Here is an 18,772-nt window from a genome sequence, read left to right as displayed (position 1 = left end):
TTTACATTGTAGCATTTAAATAAAAATCCTGCACTAACTATTCTCATTTATTTTTAATTTTTTTATTAGTAAAAATTTCAACTTCAAAAACAGCAAATTCTTTGCGAACCTTTATAACTTTAAATGAAAAATTTCGAAATTTTAAAAGTGGACTATTTTTCCTTACTTTCTTTACTTTTGTTTTGAACATATATCATTCTTGGACAGTTTGTTTATTATAATTTGGAGGTTTTCTTTTTAAATAACGTTTAAATAATACTTCAAGTTTTGAAGAACCATCAACACGAAACTTATGTGTTCCTATTTCTTGTATCAATCCAATTTCATCAGTTTCATCATAAATTTCACCAACTAATTCTTCAAGAATATCTTCAAGTGTAATAATACCATTAAAATCTTTTTTATCTTTATTATTGCAGACAATAGCCATATGCATTCTTTCGGTTTGTAAAATTTCCAATGCTTCATTTAACTTAGTACGCTTAGAAATAAAAATTGCTGGTAACATTAATTGTAATAAATCTGGATTTTCATTTTCTAACATATTAATAATAAATTCTTTAATATTTAAAATACCAATTACATTTTGATTAACATGATCTAAAACAGGAATTCTACTATATTTTTCTTCTAAATATAGATGTTTAATAACTTTAGGTGGCGTATCATCATAAATATATTTAATTTTACTTTTGGGATGCATAGCTTGAAAAACTGATTTTTCATCAAATTTAATTGCAGATTCAATTAAATCACGTTCTGCTTTTTCAAGAACTCCTTCTCTTTCAATTATTGAAATCAATTCAATAAGTTCTTGTTCAGAACTTGTTGGTTTTTTACTTTTAAATTGAAATAAAGTAACAATAAAAGTTATTGGATAAAAAATAATATTAAGAATATACAAAATATATGCATAATTTAAAGCTATTGTCTCAGGATGTAATTTTGCAACACTTTTAGGTATAATTTCACCAATAATTAAAACAACAATTGCTGAAACTAAAGTTGATATTAAAGGACCAAAAGTAGGAGAAACATGAAAAGAATCAATAAATAATATGGTACTTAAAGTACCAATTCCAACATTAATTACTGTGTTACCAAGTAAAATTGTTGTTAAAGTTACATTATAATTTTTAACTAACTTAAATACAATATTAGCACGACGACTTTTCTTACTACGTAATTTACCAATAGATTTAATTCTTATAACATTTAAAGAAGTTAATGATGTTTCAGCAGATGAATAAAAACCACTTAAAAATAATAAAACTAGCAATATTATTAAATAAATATACCAATTACTGTCCATATAGAAAAAAAACTACTCCTTTTGATTTTTATATTGTTATTAAGATTATAACATAGTATACTTAGTACGTTATATTTAATTATTAATTTATTACTCATATAACTTTATGATATTATATTGAAGGTGATGAAAATAAATGCGTAAAAAATTTGGACTAATAGCAGCCTTAATAATAGGCACAACAACTAGTTTACAAGTTAGTGCTTGTACAGATGATTCAAAATATCAAGAATTTATTAGTGATGTTAATAGTGGGCATGCTTTTTTTGGCATACTTGGTGCTGCTGATAATCCACTTTCTAAGCAAATTATTGACGGTTTACACACAATGCAAATCAAAAATAATAATGTGCCAAGTAAATGAGATAACTGATTAACAGAAAAGAAAACTGAAATAAACAGTGTTACTACTAATGGGACTATTGATATTAAAATTTATGAAAAATCTCCTTATGCCAACCCTAGTAGTGATATTGTTAACCAATTTTGAAATGATAAAAAAATTAGTTGACAACAACAAATTTATCATTGACTACTTGACCATAAAATTTCTGATAATAGTTCAGCACCTGTTGCTGATTCAGGTGTCAAGGAAATTCAAAATCCTGTTGATAAAGAAAGAGCATTTAAAGCTTTACCAATTGTTTTTATTGTTAATAAAGGTAAACTAATAACTGTTGGCCAAGAATGAGGAACTATTGATAGTCCAAATCAGTTTTTTGATCAACTAACAGCTTTAATCACAGGTAATCTATTAAAAACTGCTGCTAAAAAAACTATATAATTATCTTCTTTTACTTTTTTATTTCTTAATATTGATTATTCCATTTTTTATAAATTAATTTAACTAAGATACGTGTTTATTTTTTATTGTATTTTATTTATAAGGTGCTAAAATTTTAGTAGATAAGCAGATTTTGGAATGGCAACCCTTTTTAGGACTATTTTTTGGTAGACATTTTTTCATGATATTTAACTGGAGTTAGGTAGTTTAAAATGCTGTGGATTCGTATGTTGTTGTATCAATTGATATAATCAAATAATTCTAATTTTAATTGGATTAATGATGTAAAATTTTTATCATTAATAAATTCAGTTTTGAAAGTTTTGAAAGTTGCTTCAGCAACAGCATTTTATCATAAGGACAACCTTTTTTGCTTAAAGAACGGGTAATATTGAATGCTAATAAAAGTTTATCAATAGTTTTATTATTGAATTCATTACCGCGATCACTATGAAATATTTGAATATCTTTTAAACAGCGATTTGATTGCATAAATGCTTGATATACTAATGATGCATCTTTTTTAGTACCTACAAACACTATGTCCAATAATTTCGCGGTTAAATAGGTCGATTAATAAGCAAATATAGTTTCACTTACCATTAACTTGAACATAAGTTAAATCACTAACAATAACTTCATTTTTAAGCCTATTATTAAAGTTTCTATTCACAAGATTGCTTATTTGGCTATCATTGACTTTGTTATGATGATTTTTAAATGATAATTTAGTGTATTTTGATATTAAATTATGCTGATTCATAATTTCTTTAATTTTTTTTGCGTGATAAATAAATTTCTTTATTTTCTAGACTGACTTTTAATCTTCTTGTTCCATAAACTTCTTTATTTTGTTTAAAAGCACTAATAACAGCTTCATCATACATATTATTTTTGATTTTATCTTCTTTTTTCTTTAAATTAAAATAATATGTTGATTTAGAAAGTTTTAAAAAACGACAAATTGGACGAATTTTATATTTAGATTTATTATTTGTAATAATCTCTACTTTCTGCCTATTATTAGTGCTGCTTGCTTTAAAATATCATTCTCCATTCTTAATTGTTTTAATTCTTTATTTGCTTGAATTAATTGTTTTTCTAAATCCGAAAGATTATCTTTAGTTTTAAAACTGCCTGAATTTGTAAATTGCTTAATTCATTTATAAGTAGCTGCTCTTGTAACGTTGTATTCTTTAGCAAGGCAAGATACTGATTTGCCATTTTGATATAAAGATACTATTTGTTTTTTAAATTCATCATTATATGAGTTAATATTGGCCATAATTATATTTCCTTTCTTTTAACTAATTTGTTCACTTGTCTACGTAATTAGTGTCCAATAAAGTGTAACCCATCCAGAATTACATTCTTTTGTAGTATTACCAAAAAGATGAGTTGTAGAACGAAGTTTTGCATGATTAGAAAAATGCAGAAGATTATGAAAAAATTGTGAAAAAAAATTAAATACTAGCTTACAAATGGTTGTTCTTGCCTTTATTTCAATTTTATTGAAAAGATTTTAAACAGGTTCTTACACAAAAACAAATTTCTTGATTTACAGAAGAACAAAAAGAAGTATTTTGACCAAAACAAGTAATCACAAAGATTAACACTATGGATTTGCAAACTCAATCAACAACAAGTGAATTTAAACCAAATTTACCAAAAATGTAAAAAAAGCTTGTAACTTAAAAGTTACAAGCTTTTTAAAAATTAATTTTTAAACAAATTATATTGATATAAAATTAAATTTTTGACTACTATTAATAGTAAAATCTCGTTTACCATTTTCATTTATTTCTTGAATATTAAAAAACTATCAAAACTAATACTATGTTTTAATATTAAAGTTTCAGTATTACCAAAAGTATTATATGTTCTAGGAAATCCAATAACAACTACTTCTTGTAATGAATCAACTTCATTTTGCGTTATTTTTTTATATAAACCATTCTTTCATTTTTTAAAAATATCACTAAAAAATAAACAAGTAAACTATTACTAAAATGATATAACTAACATAGTATCTTTACTAATTTTTTTTAATTTATCTATTTTACTTAAACTATTATTTAAAATAGTTTCTAAACAAAATTCAATCTTTAAAAAAGAAAAACTGTAAAAAAGAATTAAACCATCCTTTTTATTTTTCATTTTAACTATCTAATTTTGTTCTTGTAAAAATGTTAATAATTGCTGAATTGCTGAATTACGATGAGAAATTTTATTTTTATCTGCCAATGACAATTCACCTAAAGTAGCATGTACTACTGGAACATAAAATATTTGATCGTAACCAAAACCATCATTACCTTTTATCTCAGTAGTGATTTCACCTTCAAGTTTACCAATAAATGCTTTAGTAATCTTATGATCAAAATCAACATAAGCAATAGCAGAAATAAATACTGCTGCACGATTAGTTTCACCTTCCATTTGTTCTAAAATGTCTAACATTGCATCATGATAGGACATTTCTCCCTTTTATCGTGCTGAGTTAATACCAGGAAAATTATTTAAAGCTAATATTTCTAACCCTGAATCATCAGCAATTACAGGACCATTCACTAATTTTGCAAGTGTTGTTGCTTTTAAAATTGCATTTTCAATAAATGATGTACCTGTTTCATTAATTTCAAGAGGAGAATTAAGATCTAACATTGATTTGACATTATATCCCTTTGTCTGTAAGATACTCTTTAATTCATTAATTTTACCGATATTATTAGATGCAAACCATAAGGTTTTAGCAGTCATTAATAATCAATCCCTTCACGAGCAATTTGACCTTTTTCAAAATAATGTTTAATTGATTTAACTTCACTAATTAAATTAGCACATTGCTCTAAGGCAAAAGATGCATATCTACCAGATAATGCAATTTCAATATGTGATTTTTTATTTTTTAAAATTTCAATTAAGTCTTGTTCTTTAATCAAATTATTTTGAATACACCCTAAAATTTCATCAACAACAATAAGATCAGTATTATCACTTTGACTTAACAGTTTTAATCTAGTAAGACCATAATTAGTTTCTTGTTTTAATTTATTTTTTTCTTCTTCATCCATTTCTCAAAAAAATTTTTGCGAAGATTCATAAAAACTTTCAATTTTAAGTTTAGTATTTTGTTTTAAAAAATTAATTTCACCAGAAGGACGATTTTTTAAAAAACGTAAGTAACTAACATTAAGATTATTACCCAATGCTCTAATTACCATACCATTAAGAATTGAGGTTTTACCTCTTCCTTCACCTTTATAAATATGAATATAACCTTTTTTTAACATACTATCACTTACTTTCAATATTTTTTATTTAATAAATTGTATAATTTTATTACGGACAATACAAGCAAAATAGAGGTGTCATTTTGAAATTTAAAACTATTAAACCACCATATCAATTAGAGATATTAAAAACAAAAGGTTTAACCAATGACTTATTTTTAGTAAATAAACATTTTTTTTTAAAACAATCTAAAGATATTTTGCAACCTTTTTTGAATTTTACAAATCAAATTAATGTTATTAAATTAATTAAATCAAAAAAATTTACATTACCTATTAATGAAGTCAATATTAATAATAATAAACTATTAACCTTAATGCCATATTATCATAATTTAATTAATTTAAGCGAACAAATAATTAATAAACAAATATTAGAACAAATTTCATCATTGGTAAAACAACTACATAATATTAAATTTGATAATAAATCATTAATTAAAACTTGAAAAGGTTTAGAACAACTTAATTTATACTGTAATTTAACTACTAGTAATCCTTGCTTAGAAAAAATAACCAGTGAGGTAATCAAATGAATTGCTACTTATCAACCAACAACAATTGTTTTATCTCATAATGATTTAACATTAAATAATTTTGTTAAAAAAAATAATTGTTGATATTTAATTGATTGAGATTTTGCTTGTTGAAACGACGAATTATTTGATATTGCCTCTTTTGCTTCTGAAAGTTTAACTTCTGAAACCGAAATTAATACTTGATTTAATTGTTTTAATTTAAATAATGAACAAATAATTATTGCTAAAAAATGAATGAATTATCAAAATTTAATTTGATATTATTGAGCTTGTTATTTATACGAACAAACTAATTTAAACATATATAAAGAAATTAGTGAAAGTAAATTAACTAATCTATTAAAATAAGTTATTTAAATAATTCATCATTTTAAGCCTGATTATGTAGTTTTAACTTCTTAACAAATTGAACCATAATTAGGTAATTTATTAGTAGTCTGTTTTTTTTTTGTTCAATTTGTTTTCCTTGTAAATTTATTTCTACTATATTATTAACAGCTGAAATGTTTGATTCTATTTCAATAACTATACATTTATTATTTGAAGCGTGTTCTTGTAACAATGGCATTCTTTCATCATTTACAATTTGACAATTATCATTTGAAGTAATATTTTTTTGTAAATTTTCTTTATAATCACAGTTTGCGCAAATTTCATTATTATCTTTTATTTGATTTATAAATTCTTTTACTCAATATTTCATTATTTATTTACTCCCTTTTTTCTTTTTTATTTTTCATTAGCATATACAATAAAATTAAATTTTATTGGAAATAGTTTTTAATAAATAGTATTTATAATGTTAATAATTATTGTAAATATAAAGAATATCACAATTATTATGGCTTTAATAATTTACTACTAGAATTAGCAAAATATTTAATTGTTTCTATTAAATCTTTATCCACTTGTTTTTTTAAATCATCTAAATTAGTAAACTTTAAATTATCACGAAGAAAATCTAAAAATCTAACTTTAATGATTTTTCCATATAAATCTTGATTAAAGTTTAATAAGTAAGTTTCAACTAACGGCTTATTATTACGTAACATAATTACTGTCATACTTTGATATCATTTATTATCTACTTCAGTAAGCGTAATATAAGTAGCAAGACCCGGTAATGCATAGTTTGTTAATAACGATAAATTAGCAGTTGGAAAATTAATCGTTCTAGCCTCTTTAATACCATGAACTACTTTACCACTAATTGTATATGGCTCTTGTTGTAAACAAAGATTAGCACTACTAATATCTTTATTTTGTAAAAGTTGTTTAATATAAGTTGAAGAAACTTTGTTATTATTAACAATAATATCATTACCAAGATAAACTTGTAATGAAGATTGTTGTAATGTTTTAATATTACCTTGCCCTTGATAACCAAACCTAATATTTGGATTAACAACTACTGCTTTAACATTATTTGCCAATAATCACGAAATAAATTGCTCTGGTGAAAGTGTTGCTATTTCTTTACTAAACTTAATTTCCCAATAATAATCAAAATTGTATTTAGCAATTGTTTTAATTTTATCTTCATTACTTAATAAAACCTCATTATTTTTATTACTAATTACACTTTGTGGTTTTCTATCAAAACTAATAATACATGTTTGATAATTATTTATTGTTGAATTAACTAATAATTGTTTAAATAGGGCTTGATGACCTTGATGAATACCATCAAAAAAACCTCAACAAGCAATAATTGGTTTAGACATCAATTTTTGATTTTGAATATTTAGATTTTTCAATTTTAATATCTTCATTACATTTAAAACCTCGTTGGCTTACGTATAAATTATTTTTTTGATTACGATAAATAGCTAATGGCAAATGTTCAGAATTAACAACTAAAACATATGGCTCATTAGTGCTATCAATAACTAAAGGTTTACCATCAATAACACTTTTACTATTATCAACAACAATCGCTGGCATAATATTTTTAACACCATCATAAATACTAATATGATTTTTACTAACTGTTTCTTCATTAATAACATCTAAATTTAGGGCATTACTTAAATCAAAACCCGATTGATGAATTCTTCTCAAATAAGTTAAAGTTGCTGATGTATGTAAAATTCTAGCAATGTCAGTAACCAAAGCTCGAACATAAGTTCCTTTTGAACATACTACTTCAAAAGTAACTAAATCATTATTAAAACTAATTAATTTTAAAGATTTAATATAAACCTTACGTTTTGGTAATTCAACAGGAATATTCTCACGAGCATATTCATAAAGTTTTTTACCATTAATTTTAACTGCTGCATAAGCAGGAATTATTTGCTCATATTGACGATTATTATAAAATTCAAGTGCTTTAACAATTTCTGATTCTTTTAAATCAAGATGTGGTTTTGATTCAATAATTTTACCAGTAATATCGCCGGTGTCGGTTTTTAAAAATAGTTGCATTTTTGCAATGTAAACTTTATCACTTTTTAAAATAAAATCACTAATTTTGGTTGCTTCATTCACAAGTACTACCATTAGTCCTGTTGCTAAAGGATCTAACGTACCTGTATGACCAATTTTATTTAATTTCAAACGTTTTTTAATAACAACAAGACAATCTTGTGATGTCATAAATGAAGGTTTATCTATTAATAATATATAATTTTTTAACATGCGTTTCACCTACTTTACTTCTTTATCAGAAGTTACTTCTTGATACTTTTCAACATGTTTACAATTTGGATAATTAGTACACCCTAAAAATTTTCGATTTTGTTTTGAAGATTTAACAACCATTCAACCATCTGTACATACTAAACAAGGTTTAATTTTTTCTAATTGTTTTTGAATATATCGACATTTTGGAAATGCTGAACAACCGTTAAATTTACCATATCTTCCTGTTCTTTGCACAAGTGGGGCACCACAAAGTGGACAATCTTGATCTAATAAAACCGGTTTAATTTTAAACTCAGTCATTTTATCAAAAGCATCATCAATCCTTGGTTCAAACTTAACTCAAAAGTCTTTTACCACTTGATGCATATCAAAATTACCATGAGCAATTTGATCTAATTGAGTTTCAACTTGTGAAGTATATGTCTCATTAATAATATCATAAAAAAACTCTTGAAGTTTATCATTAGTTAAAAGACCTTTCTCAGTAGCTTTAAAAGACTTATTTTCAATAATAACATAACCGCGTTCTTTAATAGTGTTCATAATTGGATTATAAGTCGATGGTCGACCAATTCCTAGTTCTTCTAATGTTTTAATTAATTTAGCTTCTGTGTATCTTGGTTTTGGTTTAGTAAAGTGTTGCTGTAAATTTACTGACTCAACTTTAATAATTTGATTTTTTTCAAATTTTGGTAAAACTAAAAGTTCTTCATTTTCAAGACTTTCTACATCAAGCATTAAAAATCCTTTAAACTTGATTTGTTGTCCTGTTAAACGAAATTGATAATCATTATTTTTAAATAAAACAGTAGTACTAATTAATTGTGCTGGTGCCATTAATGAACTAAGGGCACGAAAATAAATTAAATTATAAAGTTTTAATTGATCTTTATTTAAAAAATCAATAGCACGTTTATTATTCATTGTTAAATCAGTTGGTCTGATTGCTTCATGAGCATCTTGCACATTTTTTTTATTAGTCTGTTCTTTCTTCTGTCCAAGATATTGTTCACCATATTCATTAACAATTAATGTTTTGGCATTTTCAATAAATTTATCATTTAAACGTATTGAATCAGTACGAGGATAACTAATAAATCCAGTAAGTGTTCCATTAACATCAATTCCTTCATACAATTGCTGAGCAATAAGCGTTGTTTTAGCAGTACTAAAATTTAATTGTGTTGATGCTGCTTGTAATAAACTACTAGTAGTAAATGGATTTAATGAATTACGCTTACGATTTTGTTCAGTAACAGAAATTACTTGATAACTATCACTTAATGCATTTTTAATAGCAACTGCTTCTTGTTCATTATTAATAACTAACAGTTCTTCTTTATATTTTTCACAATTTAATATTATTTTTTTTTGATAAGTACCATTAATTGTTCAAAATTCTTTACTAATAAAATTAATAATTTCACGTTCTCTTGTTGCTATTAATTTTAATGCTACTGATTGTACTCTCCCTGCACTACGTGAACCGATCTTCTTTTGTAATAGATTACTTAAGCGAAAACCAATGATACGATCAACCATTCTTCTTGCTTCTTGACTACGAACTAATGGTAAATCAATACTATGTGGAGATTTAAATGCTGTTAAAATTGCATCTTTAGTAATTTCATTAAAAGTTATTCGTGATGATATATTACTTGTTGCTAATACTTGATCTAAATGATAAGCAATTGCTTCTCCTTCACGATCATGATCGGTTGCTAGATAAACATGAGTAATACTTTTTAATTTACTTTTTAATTCTTTTACCTTTGGCATTTTTTTGCGATCAATTTTGTAAATTGGTTCAAAAGTTTCTAAATCAATTCCCAAACCATATTGACCTTTAATTGCTAAATTACGAATGTGTCCATCCGAAGATAACACTAAATAATCATTACCTAAATATGATTGTACTGCTTTACTTTTAACTGGAGATTCCATGATTACTAATTTTGATGGCATCTTATATCTTCCTCTATATATAATTTATTAGCTTTATTCAAATACTATTTTGTAATATATATAACTTTAACGCGAAAGTCAATATTTTTTTGGATATATGCTTTTTTATAAAAATTTTAAATAACTTATTAACAATTAATATATAAATTATGCTATATTTATTTAGTAAAAATTTAATATAAGTTTTTATCCTATTTATTTTTGTAAATAAATAGGTTTTTATTTTGATTTGAAAGGAACATAAAAATGAAATTTTTAAACACAAATGAGAGCGAAATTAATTCTGAAATACTTTCTAATTTATTACAATCAATACTTCCAAATAATCCTCTTACAGTGGGACTAGTATGTCTTGCTGGTGGAATTGGTTACTATTCATGAAATTTTTACAAAAATAAAAAACAAGAATTAAATATAAAAGTAATACAAAAAAATGATGAAAAGAAAACTACATTAAACTCAAAGAATCTAACAAATCAATCAAGTAATATAAGTAAATATGAATATAATATGATATTAGATGATGCAACTAAAATTAATCAAATAATTTTAGATAATAACAATAGCAAAAATGTTGAAGAACAATATGATATGCTAAATGATGCTAAATCAGAAATAAATGTTGAAGAACAATATGATATGCTAAATGATGCTAAATCAGAAATAAATGTTGAAGAACAATATGATATGTTAAATGATGCTAAATCAGAAATAAAGAGGCTTTTATGTAATCTGTGTATCTTTGTTTTACAAAGTACTAGTTTAGATTAATTCTATCTTCAAATTTTATCATAAAATGAGCAATTGCTGTATTTCAATTTTGAATGGGCATTGTTCATTTTTTTGTTATATTTTCAATTGCTAAATAAAATATTTTAAAAACTGCCATATCATTAGGAAAAACTTTTTTATTTCTGATAATTTTTCGTAATTGACTATTTACAGATTCAATAGCATTTGTTGTATAAATCACTCTTTTAATTTCTGCAGGATAACTAATAAAAACCATTAAATTATCTCAATTTTTATATCAAGATTTAGCAATTTGAGGATAGTGTTTATTTCACTTATTTTCAAAGGATTCTAAAGCCTGCATTGCTTGTTCTTCACTACATGCAGTATAAATTGGTTTTAAATCTGCAACTAGAGATTTTCTATGCTTATATGAGACATATTTCAAACTATTTCTAATTTGATGAACTATGCATAATTGATGTTCTGTTTTAAGATAAACTGATTGTATTGCTTCTGACATGCCTGTTAAATTATCACTGCAGGCAATAAGAATATCATTTAAGCCACGATTTTTCATTTCTGTTAAATTTGCTAATCAAAATTTAGCACCTTCATTTTCACTAATTCATAAACCTAAAACATCTTTTTTACCTTCTAAATCAACTCCTAAAGCTATATAAACTGATTTGTTAATAATGCGTTTATCTTGTCGTACTTTAACTACTATACAATCAAAATAAACAATAGGATAAATGCCTTCTAATGGTCTATTTTGTCATGCTTTGACATCATCAATAACATCATCAGTAATTTGACTAATAATACTTTCACTAATATCAGCACCCTGATATAACTCTTGTAACTGCATTCTAATATCTGATAATGTCATACCTTTTGCATATAAGGAAAGAACTTGTTGATCAAAACCATCAAATCTTCTCTGTCTTTTTGGCACTATTACAGGAGTAAAATTACTATTACGATCTCGTGGTACATCAATCTCAATTTTACCTTGTTGAGTTATTAATTTTTTTGAACTTATACCATTACGAGCATTGTCACTATTACTATGTTGATTTTTTTCATATCCTAAATAATTTTGCATCTCAGAATTCAACATTTTTTCAACTAAACGTTTTGTTAATTCTTTATATAAACCCCCTTCTTTAAAAACTGTTGTTAAATCTTCAGTATTTTCTAATAATAAATCTACTGCTTTTGATATTGGATCATTATTATTAAAGTTATCTTTTTTAGCCATCTGTAACTCACTCTTTCTAGTCATTTAATTATATTTACTAGAATTAATTAAACATAGTTATTTTTGTAAGTTACACAGATTACTAAACATTACCGAAATAACAAAGAAGATGAATGGGTAATAATTGATAATCAATCTAATGTAAAAAATACTATTCATAAAAATATTTTATAGACTATATTTTATAAAATATTAAAAAGCCTCAAAAAAGTTAAAAGAATGAGTTTAATTAAAATTAATTAAAACTCATTCTTTTTAATTTATTTATAAAGAAGAACCTACATTATTTTTAGTTTCTAACATTGTCTGATCTAACATACCATTATTACAAGTTTCTGAACTAGTAAATATTGATAAAGTTTCTTTATCATCATTATCATGTTCACTATCAGTAGTACCACCACTTTCTGATAATGATCGTGAATAATTACTAAATGATGAACTACCATCAGTAACATCACCACTTTCTGATAATGATCCTGATTGATTACCATTAACAGTATTATTACCACTCACTAGAATACTGCTATTACCATTTTGAGAAAAACTAGGAATTTGCAATAAAGTAGGAATTTCAAAACTACCACCATAATTTCCTAATTTTAATTCAAATTTCTTGACACCAGCAACAACAATACTACCATTATCATTATCAATTTTATATTTTTTATTTTTAATTGTAATTTTATATTTTTCTAATAATTGCTTAAGATCTTTTTCATATAACATTGGGATTCCTATTTTTTTTGCATTTTCTAAATCATTTTCATTAATAACATATTCTCCTACTTCAAACTTAGAAGGTAATTCACGATATCATTTGATTTTAAATTGATTTTTTTCTAAAAGTGCAAGTAATTTTGCTTCTAATGTTATTATTCTAATATTTATTTCTTTAAGTTTTAAACTCATTCCATGCTTATTTTCATAATCATTAAATTGTTTTTTTAATTTTTTTAATCTTTGACTTCAAATATCTATACTAGTATTTAGTTCTTTATTTACTTTCTTTAAAGAACTAGTTTTTTTAATTATTTCATCTTTTTTTGTTTCCATTATTTCTTTACATTTTTGATTTTCTTCTGCAAGTTGTTTTTTTAAATTTTCTTCATCACTTACTTGTATTTCTTCTGCTTTATTATTTTCTAATGAAATTTCAGTTTTTGACAAAGGAAAAACTTCTTTAATTATTTCTAATACTTTATTATTACTAATATTATTGTTGGCATTACCCACCGTCTTTATTAAAAAAAGTATCATTTCCATTTTTTCTTGACTTAATTGATCGCATTCATTTTGTAATTTATTTATAATGGTATTTCAATCTTGAAATAATGAATAATATTTTTCTCTACTGAAATGTCCAAAACTAATATTTTTAAATTGTTTTCTCAATTGTTTTCTTCTCAATTCTGTTTGTTCAACATCACTGATACTATTACTACATAAATTTCTAACTATAAATTCTTCTTTTGTTATATTATTTATTTTACTTGTAAGCTGTTTTCATTGTTCTCTGGCATTAGTAAAACGATTTCATCAATGTGGTTCTATATTTAATACTTCTTGAATTAGTCAAACATTATAAACACCAAAAATATTAAATGATTGGGTACGTAAAGAATCAATTTTTGCTTTTAATTCTATTTCTCTTTTTCTTCAATCTAACGCCTTTTGTTTAATAGTATTAATAGTCATCTCAGTTGCTAAATCATTAAAATTAGTAATTTCCTCAACTAAATTTTGATAAGGAATATGAATATTTTTTTCTTCATTAATAGTACTTTCTTCTTTTTCTTTTTCTAATTCTTTTAATTCTAATTCTATTAGTTTTAAATTTTGCATTTCAGTAATACTTGGACTATTTATTAAAGTTTTTTGTCTTCCTCTATTTTGATTTTTTTTGGCATTTACTTTCTCATCCTATCTATATATTCTCGAATTTTCTAATTGTAAACTTTAAACTAAAAATAAACCAATGCCTTACTTTTATTAAAATTAACTAAAAATAAAAAAAACTATAATGAGCAAACACTCATTAAAGTTTTTAAGTACTATTTTTAGTTAATGTTAATAATTATAACATCAAAAAAATAAATGAAAACATTTTTTTAAAATTTATCATTATTTAGTGACAACTTCCTATTAGTTATCAAGTAAAATTTTCCAAAAGTAAAAGAGAAATACAAATTTATAATTTAAATTTTCAACATTTTTTAAAAAATAATTAATGAAAAAAATAAAAGTTTCATTTTGTTAGGATTATCAATTCCTGAATTAACACTAAAATTTTTATGTTCTGTTACTTTTTCTACATTTCATTTTGAAAGATCTTGATTAAAATCTTTAGCATTATAAAACATATAACTCATATCTTCTACATTAGATACATTTCATTCTGATATATCTTGATTAAATATTGAAAATCAATCAAAAACATTGCTAAACATAAAACCCATAGATTTTACTTTTGAAGTATCTCATTTTCCAATATTTTGATTAAATTGCTTTGCACCTTCAAACATAGCTGACATATTTGTTACATTAGAAGTATTTCAATTTGAAATATTTTGTTTAAAAGATATAGCACTAGAAAACATACTACTCATATCTTTTACATTTGAAGTAATTCAAGATGAAATATCTTGATTAAATTGCTGTGCACCTTGAAACATACATGACATATTTGTTACTTTTGAAGTATCTCACTTTGAAAGATCTTGATTAAATAACATAGCACCATAAAACATACTACTCATATCTTTTACATTTGAAGTATTTCAAGATGAAATATCTTGATTAAATTTTTCAGTAAAACCAAAAGCACTAGAAAACATATTTTTTAAAGATGTTATTTCTTGTGGTAATTGATTAGGTACTTTCTCAACTGTTACTGGCATTCTGACAACTTGAATTTCTTCTTTCTCATTTTTATAAAATCCAATTTGAACAATTTCTTTAGTTTTTATAAGTAATAAATCATGTGCATTAGTTGTTTGTTCTTTTCCATCTTCATCAATGTAAATTGTATCTTGTTGAGTTTTATTTTGAATATAGTTAGTTGTAATATTATTTTTTGTATAGTTGAGTTTAAGAAATTCGTTAAATTTCCTGCGGTTGTTGCAAGTGTTAAAAAACTTAATGTTGTTAATAATTTTTTCATAACTTAATTCTCCTTTGGACTCTATCCTTATAAATTTCTCATATTTCCCATTTTACTTTTTTTATTTGATTTTTTGGATTCAATATTTTATACAAGTTAATAATACATTAAATTTATAAAAAGTTATTAACTAATTAAATATTGTAAATAAATACTTACTTTTTTAAATTTAACTATTTAATAAAAAAATATTTACATAATACAAATTAGTTTTTATTTAAAAATAATCTTTATTACATAAAATATTTTATTTAATGACACACTCTAATTATATATAGATAATATTCAATATTTTTTTACTTTTTCTTTCTTCTTTTTAATACAAATATTGGAATAACAATTGCAAAAAATATTAAAGCAGTAAAACCAATAGTAATAATCATACATATTCTATTTATCTTTTTTTTGTATTGATTTAACTCTTGTGGATTAATAATTTCATAGCCATAATAACTTATAATATTACGTTTACGAAATTTAAAAATAACAATATTAATCATATGAATAAAGAAAATAACACCTAAAATAATTGTTAAAGTTATTGCATCTTTAATAATATCAGGAACATTAACTGTTCATTTTTGAATAATAAAAGTTAATTTCTGACCACTAATCAAAAACATAATGCCAATAATAATACCAAGAACAATATAACTACTAATACTTATTCAATTAATAATTATCAAGTTAGCATGAATTTTACGATAATTTCTAATTATAAAATTAGGAGGTAATAATGACCCTTTTAATGTTCTTTCAATATATAAATCCACTTCTCTTCTTAATGTCACAAATTCAATAATATTAATTAAAATAATAGTAAGAGCAATAATTGCTAATGGAATAGTAATTACAGGATGAGGAATAATTTTTATGTTAATCATACCAAAATATAAACCAATAAAAGTTGAAGCAATAATTAATGTCATAACACCAATAAATAATAAAATTAATTGTTTTAGCTTCTCTGATTTAATTTCTCTGCTAATTGGTTTTGGAATTTTAAAACTATTTTTATAACTAACTATTTCCATAGTATTAAATGTTTGTGGTTGATCATAATACATATCTTTTTCTTTAGTAAAGTTTTCATTGATCGGCACTGTCTTTTTTTCTTGTAAAGGTATTATATAAGAACTAGTAACTTGTATATTTTTACCATCATATTTTTTTTCATTATAATCATTTTCATTAAAATCAGAATTATGAATATTTTCTTTATTTTTATTAATTGGTGGTACAACATTTCTAAAATAAGTGTTATTATTAGTTGATTTTTGATAACCTTCTTTATCTGATAACCTATTTTTTTGTGAAAAAAATTTATCAAATAATTTAAATTTTATTTTAGACATATACATCACCTACATTTAATTAGTTAAAATATTTTTTTGTCTTTTTAGAAATATGTTTACTTGAATAAAATTTTCTTTGTAATTTGGCAATTTCATGTTCAATTTCCAAAATTTTATCTTCAAATTGATAATCTTTTTCTTCTAAACTTAAGTATCCTTTAATAGAAATCCTTTTGCGTAAATACATTATTAATAAAATTGATAATAATAACAGAAAAATCAAAAGTGCTAACCCACCCATTGAATATAAAAAAGTAGTAATTGGAATCTCAAAACCTAAAAACTTAATGGTATTAGTACTACTATCATCACTTACTACTGCTAACACTAATTTCACCTCATACATTAGTATATAAATATTATAACAAAAACACCAAATCTAATTAATATTATCTATTTAATAGTTTATTTTCTGTTATAATAATTATTTTAATAATAAAAAAGAATATTATTAATATTCTTTTTCATATGTTCATCCTTCGCTACGTAAATATTTTGCTGCAACAAATTGTGCAAATATTGCTAGAAACAGGCCAAAGAAAGTAATCAATAATAAAACTGTATAATCAAGAATTGGACGATTAATTAAAAATAAATCTTCTGGTGGGCGCTGTAACTCTAAAATAAATCTAATTAAATTTCATCCAAAAAAGTAAAGTCCCATTTGAACACCTGCATGCATCATTCGATAATGATGTGGATTATTTATTTCATAAAGTTTTTTGCTTTTATTTATATAATCATTAATTTTCTTACCAGAAGGTTTGACTTCTGCTAATGCTTTATTTACTACATTTTTTGGTACTTGATTATAATAGTAAACTTCATTTCACATTTTAGTTCAAGTCAAATGTTTTGGGTCACGATTTACTTTATTTCAATATTTTGGATTAAAAGTTATTTTTCCTCAGTATTTAAAATTATTTTTAAAATCAAATTGAAACTTATCTGGCTCTACTTTTCATGGCTTTTTACCAAATCATTTAACAAGATTTGGAACAACAAGTGTAATCACTAATCATAGTCCTAAATTAGCAATTGATTCATAAAGAAATATTGGTGCACGATAAACAATTTCACCATTAATAGTTTCTGGAGTGCCACTTGGTCCACCATTTAATTTAAAACAATTATCACGAATAAAAGCAGGTAATCATGATAATGAATCATAACTTACAACGTTACCAAGTAATTCATGATTAAAGAAATTACCTCAACGTCCTAATACCTGTCCTAATAAAATATTAGGAATAATTAAATCACCATATATTCATAATGATATTTTATACTTACGACCAACAAAGTAAAAAATAATTGCACCAGCAATAATTCCAAATAAAACACCACCATGAATAGACATCCCTGGTTTTCAAAATGCAAATTTTTCAAAAAAACTAATTGACTTATTAGGATCATCCTTGCCAAGAAAACTAGCACCAAATAATGAAGCAGGAATAATAAATATTATTGATCATGCTAAAGAATCAGTAGGAACACGATAACATTTAAATTTTACTCAAGAAGCAATAATTGAAGCAAAAATACCCGACATAATAGCAAATGCATAAACATGAAACCATCCACCATAAGTATCAGTAATGCCGTGAGGTCCAACAAAATCTAAATTTAACATAACAAACACCTCACTTACAAGACCATCTTTTAATATAGAATACCATAATAGAATACCATAACTAACTAAGAATCACAATATAAATA

The 18,772-nt window shown here is 23.9% G+C and carries 18 protein-coding genes and 3 pseudogenes; 5 read left to right on the top strand and 16 right to left on the bottom strand.

From position 1 onward, the window contains the following. Nucleotides 1–37: 37 nt before the first annotated feature. The gene (locus ACI2WJ_RS04640) at nucleotides 38–1,312 is read right to left on the bottom strand and encodes a hemolysin family protein (protein ID WP_400254980.1); all 1,275 of its coding nucleotides are present in this window, start codon (nucleotides 1,310–1,312) and stop codon (nucleotides 38–40) included. Between the two features lie 136 nt (nucleotides 1,313–1,448). Here ACI2WJ_RS04640 and ACI2WJ_RS04635 point away from each other — a divergent pair, with 136 nt between their 5' ends. After that, nucleotides 1,449–2,096, top strand: coding sequence for a hypothetical protein (locus ACI2WJ_RS04635; protein WP_400254979.1), 648 nt, complete (start codon nucleotides 1,449–1,451; stop codon nucleotides 2,094–2,096). 157 nt (nucleotides 2,097–2,253) lie between these two features. Here ACI2WJ_RS04635 and ACI2WJ_RS08120 read toward each other — a convergent pair. Then, nucleotides 2,254–2,793, bottom strand: a pseudogene (locus ACI2WJ_RS08120) (IS3 family transposase); the annotation flags it as partial. A gap of 309 nt (nucleotides 2,794–3,102) precedes the next feature. Beyond that, complete coding sequence (locus ACI2WJ_RS08115; RefSeq protein WP_400254803.1) at nucleotides 3,103–3,381, bottom strand: transposase; 279 nt, start codon at nucleotides 3,379–3,381, stop codon at nucleotides 3,103–3,105. Nucleotides 3,382–3,457: 76 nt separating this feature from the next. Between ACI2WJ_RS08115 and ACI2WJ_RS04625 the strand changes: the two are divergent. Both ACI2WJ_RS04625 and ACI2WJ_RS04620 read left to right on the top strand, forming a co-directional pair. Continuing rightward, nucleotides 3,458–3,622 (top strand): annotated as a pseudogene (locus tag ACI2WJ_RS04625) (transposase); the annotation flags it as partial. Next, nucleotides 3,582–3,773: a hypothetical protein gene (locus ACI2WJ_RS04620; protein ID WP_400254978.1), complete on the top strand. Its 192-nt coding sequence runs from the start codon at nucleotides 3,582–3,584 to the stop codon at nucleotides 3,771–3,773. The pseudogene ACI2WJ_RS04625 and the gene ACI2WJ_RS04620, both read left to right, overlap by 41 nt. A 327-nt stretch (nucleotides 3,774–4,100) precedes the next feature. Here the strand turns inward: ACI2WJ_RS04620 and ACI2WJ_RS04615 are convergent, their stop codons facing one another. From ACI2WJ_RS04615 to ACI2WJ_RS04605, 3 genes and pseudogenes are all read right to left on the bottom strand, one after another. After that, the gene (locus tag ACI2WJ_RS04615) at nucleotides 4,101–4,253 is read right to left on the bottom strand and encodes a hypothetical protein (RefSeq protein WP_252320877.1); all 153 of its coding nucleotides are present in this window, start codon (nucleotides 4,251–4,253) and stop codon (nucleotides 4,101–4,103) included. Nucleotides 4,254–4,262: 9 nt separating this feature from the next. Continuing rightward, nucleotides 4,263–4,856: pseudogene (rdgB, locus tag ACI2WJ_RS04610) on the bottom strand (RdgB/HAM1 family non-canonical purine NTP pyrophosphatase). Next, the gene (locus ACI2WJ_RS04605; RefSeq protein ID WP_338959145.1) at nucleotides 4,856–5,389 is read right to left on the bottom strand and encodes a cob(I)yrinic acid a,c-diamide adenosyltransferase; all 534 of its coding nucleotides are present in this window, start codon (nucleotides 5,387–5,389) and stop codon (nucleotides 4,856–4,858) included. The pseudogene rdgB and the gene ACI2WJ_RS04605 overlap by 1 nt, the downstream one beginning before the upstream one ends. A gap of 83 nt (nucleotides 5,390–5,472) precedes the next feature. Between ACI2WJ_RS04605 and ACI2WJ_RS04600 the strand changes: the two genes are divergently transcribed. Further along, on the top strand, nucleotides 5,473–6,276 hold the full coding sequence (locus ACI2WJ_RS04600; protein ID WP_338979610.1) for a phosphotransferase: 804 nt from the start codon (nucleotides 5,473–5,475) through the stop codon (nucleotides 6,274–6,276). Between the two features lie 22 nt (nucleotides 6,277–6,298). Here the strand turns inward: ACI2WJ_RS04600 and ACI2WJ_RS04595 are convergent, their stop codons facing one another. The 4 genes from ACI2WJ_RS04595 to topA all read right to left on the bottom strand — a co-directional run bounded on the left by ACI2WJ_RS04595 (nucleotide 6,299) and on the right by topA (nucleotide 10,539). Then, the gene (locus ACI2WJ_RS04595) at nucleotides 6,299–6,631 is read right to left on the bottom strand and encodes a hypothetical protein (protein ID WP_400254977.1); all 333 of its coding nucleotides are present in this window, start codon (nucleotides 6,629–6,631) and stop codon (nucleotides 6,299–6,301) included. A gap of 136 nt (nucleotides 6,632–6,767) precedes the next feature. Next, on the bottom strand, nucleotides 6,768–7,652 hold the full coding sequence (gene ribF / locus ACI2WJ_RS04590) for a riboflavin biosynthesis protein RibF (protein WP_400254976.1): 885 nt from the start codon (nucleotides 7,650–7,652) through the stop codon (nucleotides 6,768–6,770). Beyond that, nucleotides 7,645–8,568: a tRNA pseudouridine(55) synthase TruB gene (gene truB, locus ACI2WJ_RS04585; protein WP_400254975.1), complete on the bottom strand. Its 924-nt coding sequence runs from the start codon at nucleotides 8,566–8,568 to the stop codon at nucleotides 7,645–7,647. Before truB ends, ribF begins: the two co-directional genes overlap by 8 nt. A gap of 9 nt (nucleotides 8,569–8,577) precedes the next feature. Then, nucleotides 8,578–10,539 carry a type I DNA topoisomerase gene (topA, locus tag ACI2WJ_RS04580; RefSeq protein ID WP_400254974.1) on the bottom strand — a complete coding sequence of 654 codons (1,962 nt, stop codon included), beginning with the start codon at nucleotides 10,537–10,539 and terminating at the stop codon, nucleotides 8,578–8,580. 246 nt (nucleotides 10,540–10,785) lie between these two features. Between topA and ACI2WJ_RS04575 the strand changes: the two genes are divergently transcribed. Continuing rightward, nucleotides 10,786–11,310: a hypothetical protein gene (locus ACI2WJ_RS04575; protein ID WP_400254973.1), complete on the top strand. Its 525-nt coding sequence runs from the start codon at nucleotides 10,786–10,788 to the stop codon at nucleotides 11,308–11,310. On the opposite strand, the gene ACI2WJ_RS04570 is transcribed toward ACI2WJ_RS04575, so the two are convergent. The 6 genes from ACI2WJ_RS04570 to ACI2WJ_RS04545 all read right to left on the bottom strand — a co-directional run bounded on the left by ACI2WJ_RS04570 (nucleotide 11,297) and on the right by ACI2WJ_RS04545 (nucleotide 18,686). Then, nucleotides 11,297–12,535, bottom strand: coding sequence for an IS256 family transposase (locus ACI2WJ_RS04570; protein ID WP_400255219.1), 1,239 nt, complete (start codon nucleotides 12,533–12,535; stop codon nucleotides 11,297–11,299). The two genes, ACI2WJ_RS04575 and ACI2WJ_RS04570, sit on opposite strands and share 14 nt — an antisense overlap. 264 nt (nucleotides 12,536–12,799) lie before the next feature. Beyond that, the gene (locus tag ACI2WJ_RS04565) at nucleotides 12,800–14,380 is read right to left on the bottom strand and encodes a hypothetical protein (RefSeq protein WP_400254972.1); all 1,581 of its coding nucleotides are present in this window, start codon (nucleotides 14,378–14,380) and stop codon (nucleotides 12,800–12,802) included. A gap of 371 nt (nucleotides 14,381–14,751) precedes the next feature. Then, the gene (locus ACI2WJ_RS04560) at nucleotides 14,752–15,435 is read right to left on the bottom strand and encodes a BspA family leucine-rich repeat surface protein (protein WP_400254971.1); all 684 of its coding nucleotides are present in this window, start codon (nucleotides 15,433–15,435) and stop codon (nucleotides 14,752–14,754) included. A gap of 559 nt (nucleotides 15,436–15,994) precedes the next feature. Beyond that, nucleotides 15,995–17,053 (bottom strand): MSC_0882 family membrane protein, encoded by a 1,059-nt coding sequence (locus ACI2WJ_RS04555; RefSeq protein WP_400254970.1) that lies wholly within the window; start codon nucleotides 17,051–17,053, stop codon nucleotides 15,995–15,997. Nucleotides 17,054–17,072: 19 nt separating this feature from the next. Continuing rightward, nucleotides 17,073–17,381, bottom strand: coding sequence for a hypothetical protein (locus tag ACI2WJ_RS04550; RefSeq protein ID WP_174480536.1), 309 nt, complete (start codon nucleotides 17,379–17,381; stop codon nucleotides 17,073–17,075). 123 nt (nucleotides 17,382–17,504) lie between these two features. Further along, complete coding sequence (locus ACI2WJ_RS04545) at nucleotides 17,505–18,686, bottom strand: prolipoprotein diacylglyceryl transferase family protein (protein ID WP_400254969.1); 1,182 nt, start codon at nucleotides 18,684–18,686, stop codon at nucleotides 17,505–17,507. Between the last annotated feature and the right edge of the window lie 86 nt (nucleotides 18,687–18,772).

The sequence above is a fragment of the Spiroplasma endosymbiont of Cleonymus obscurus genome (genome assembly GCF_964273375.1).
GTDB lineage: Bacteria > Bacillota_I > Bacilli_A > Mycoplasmatales > VBWQ01 > Spiroplasma_E.
Note: the sequence above shows the minus strand (reverse complement) of the source record. Positions and strands in the feature narration are given on the sequence as shown.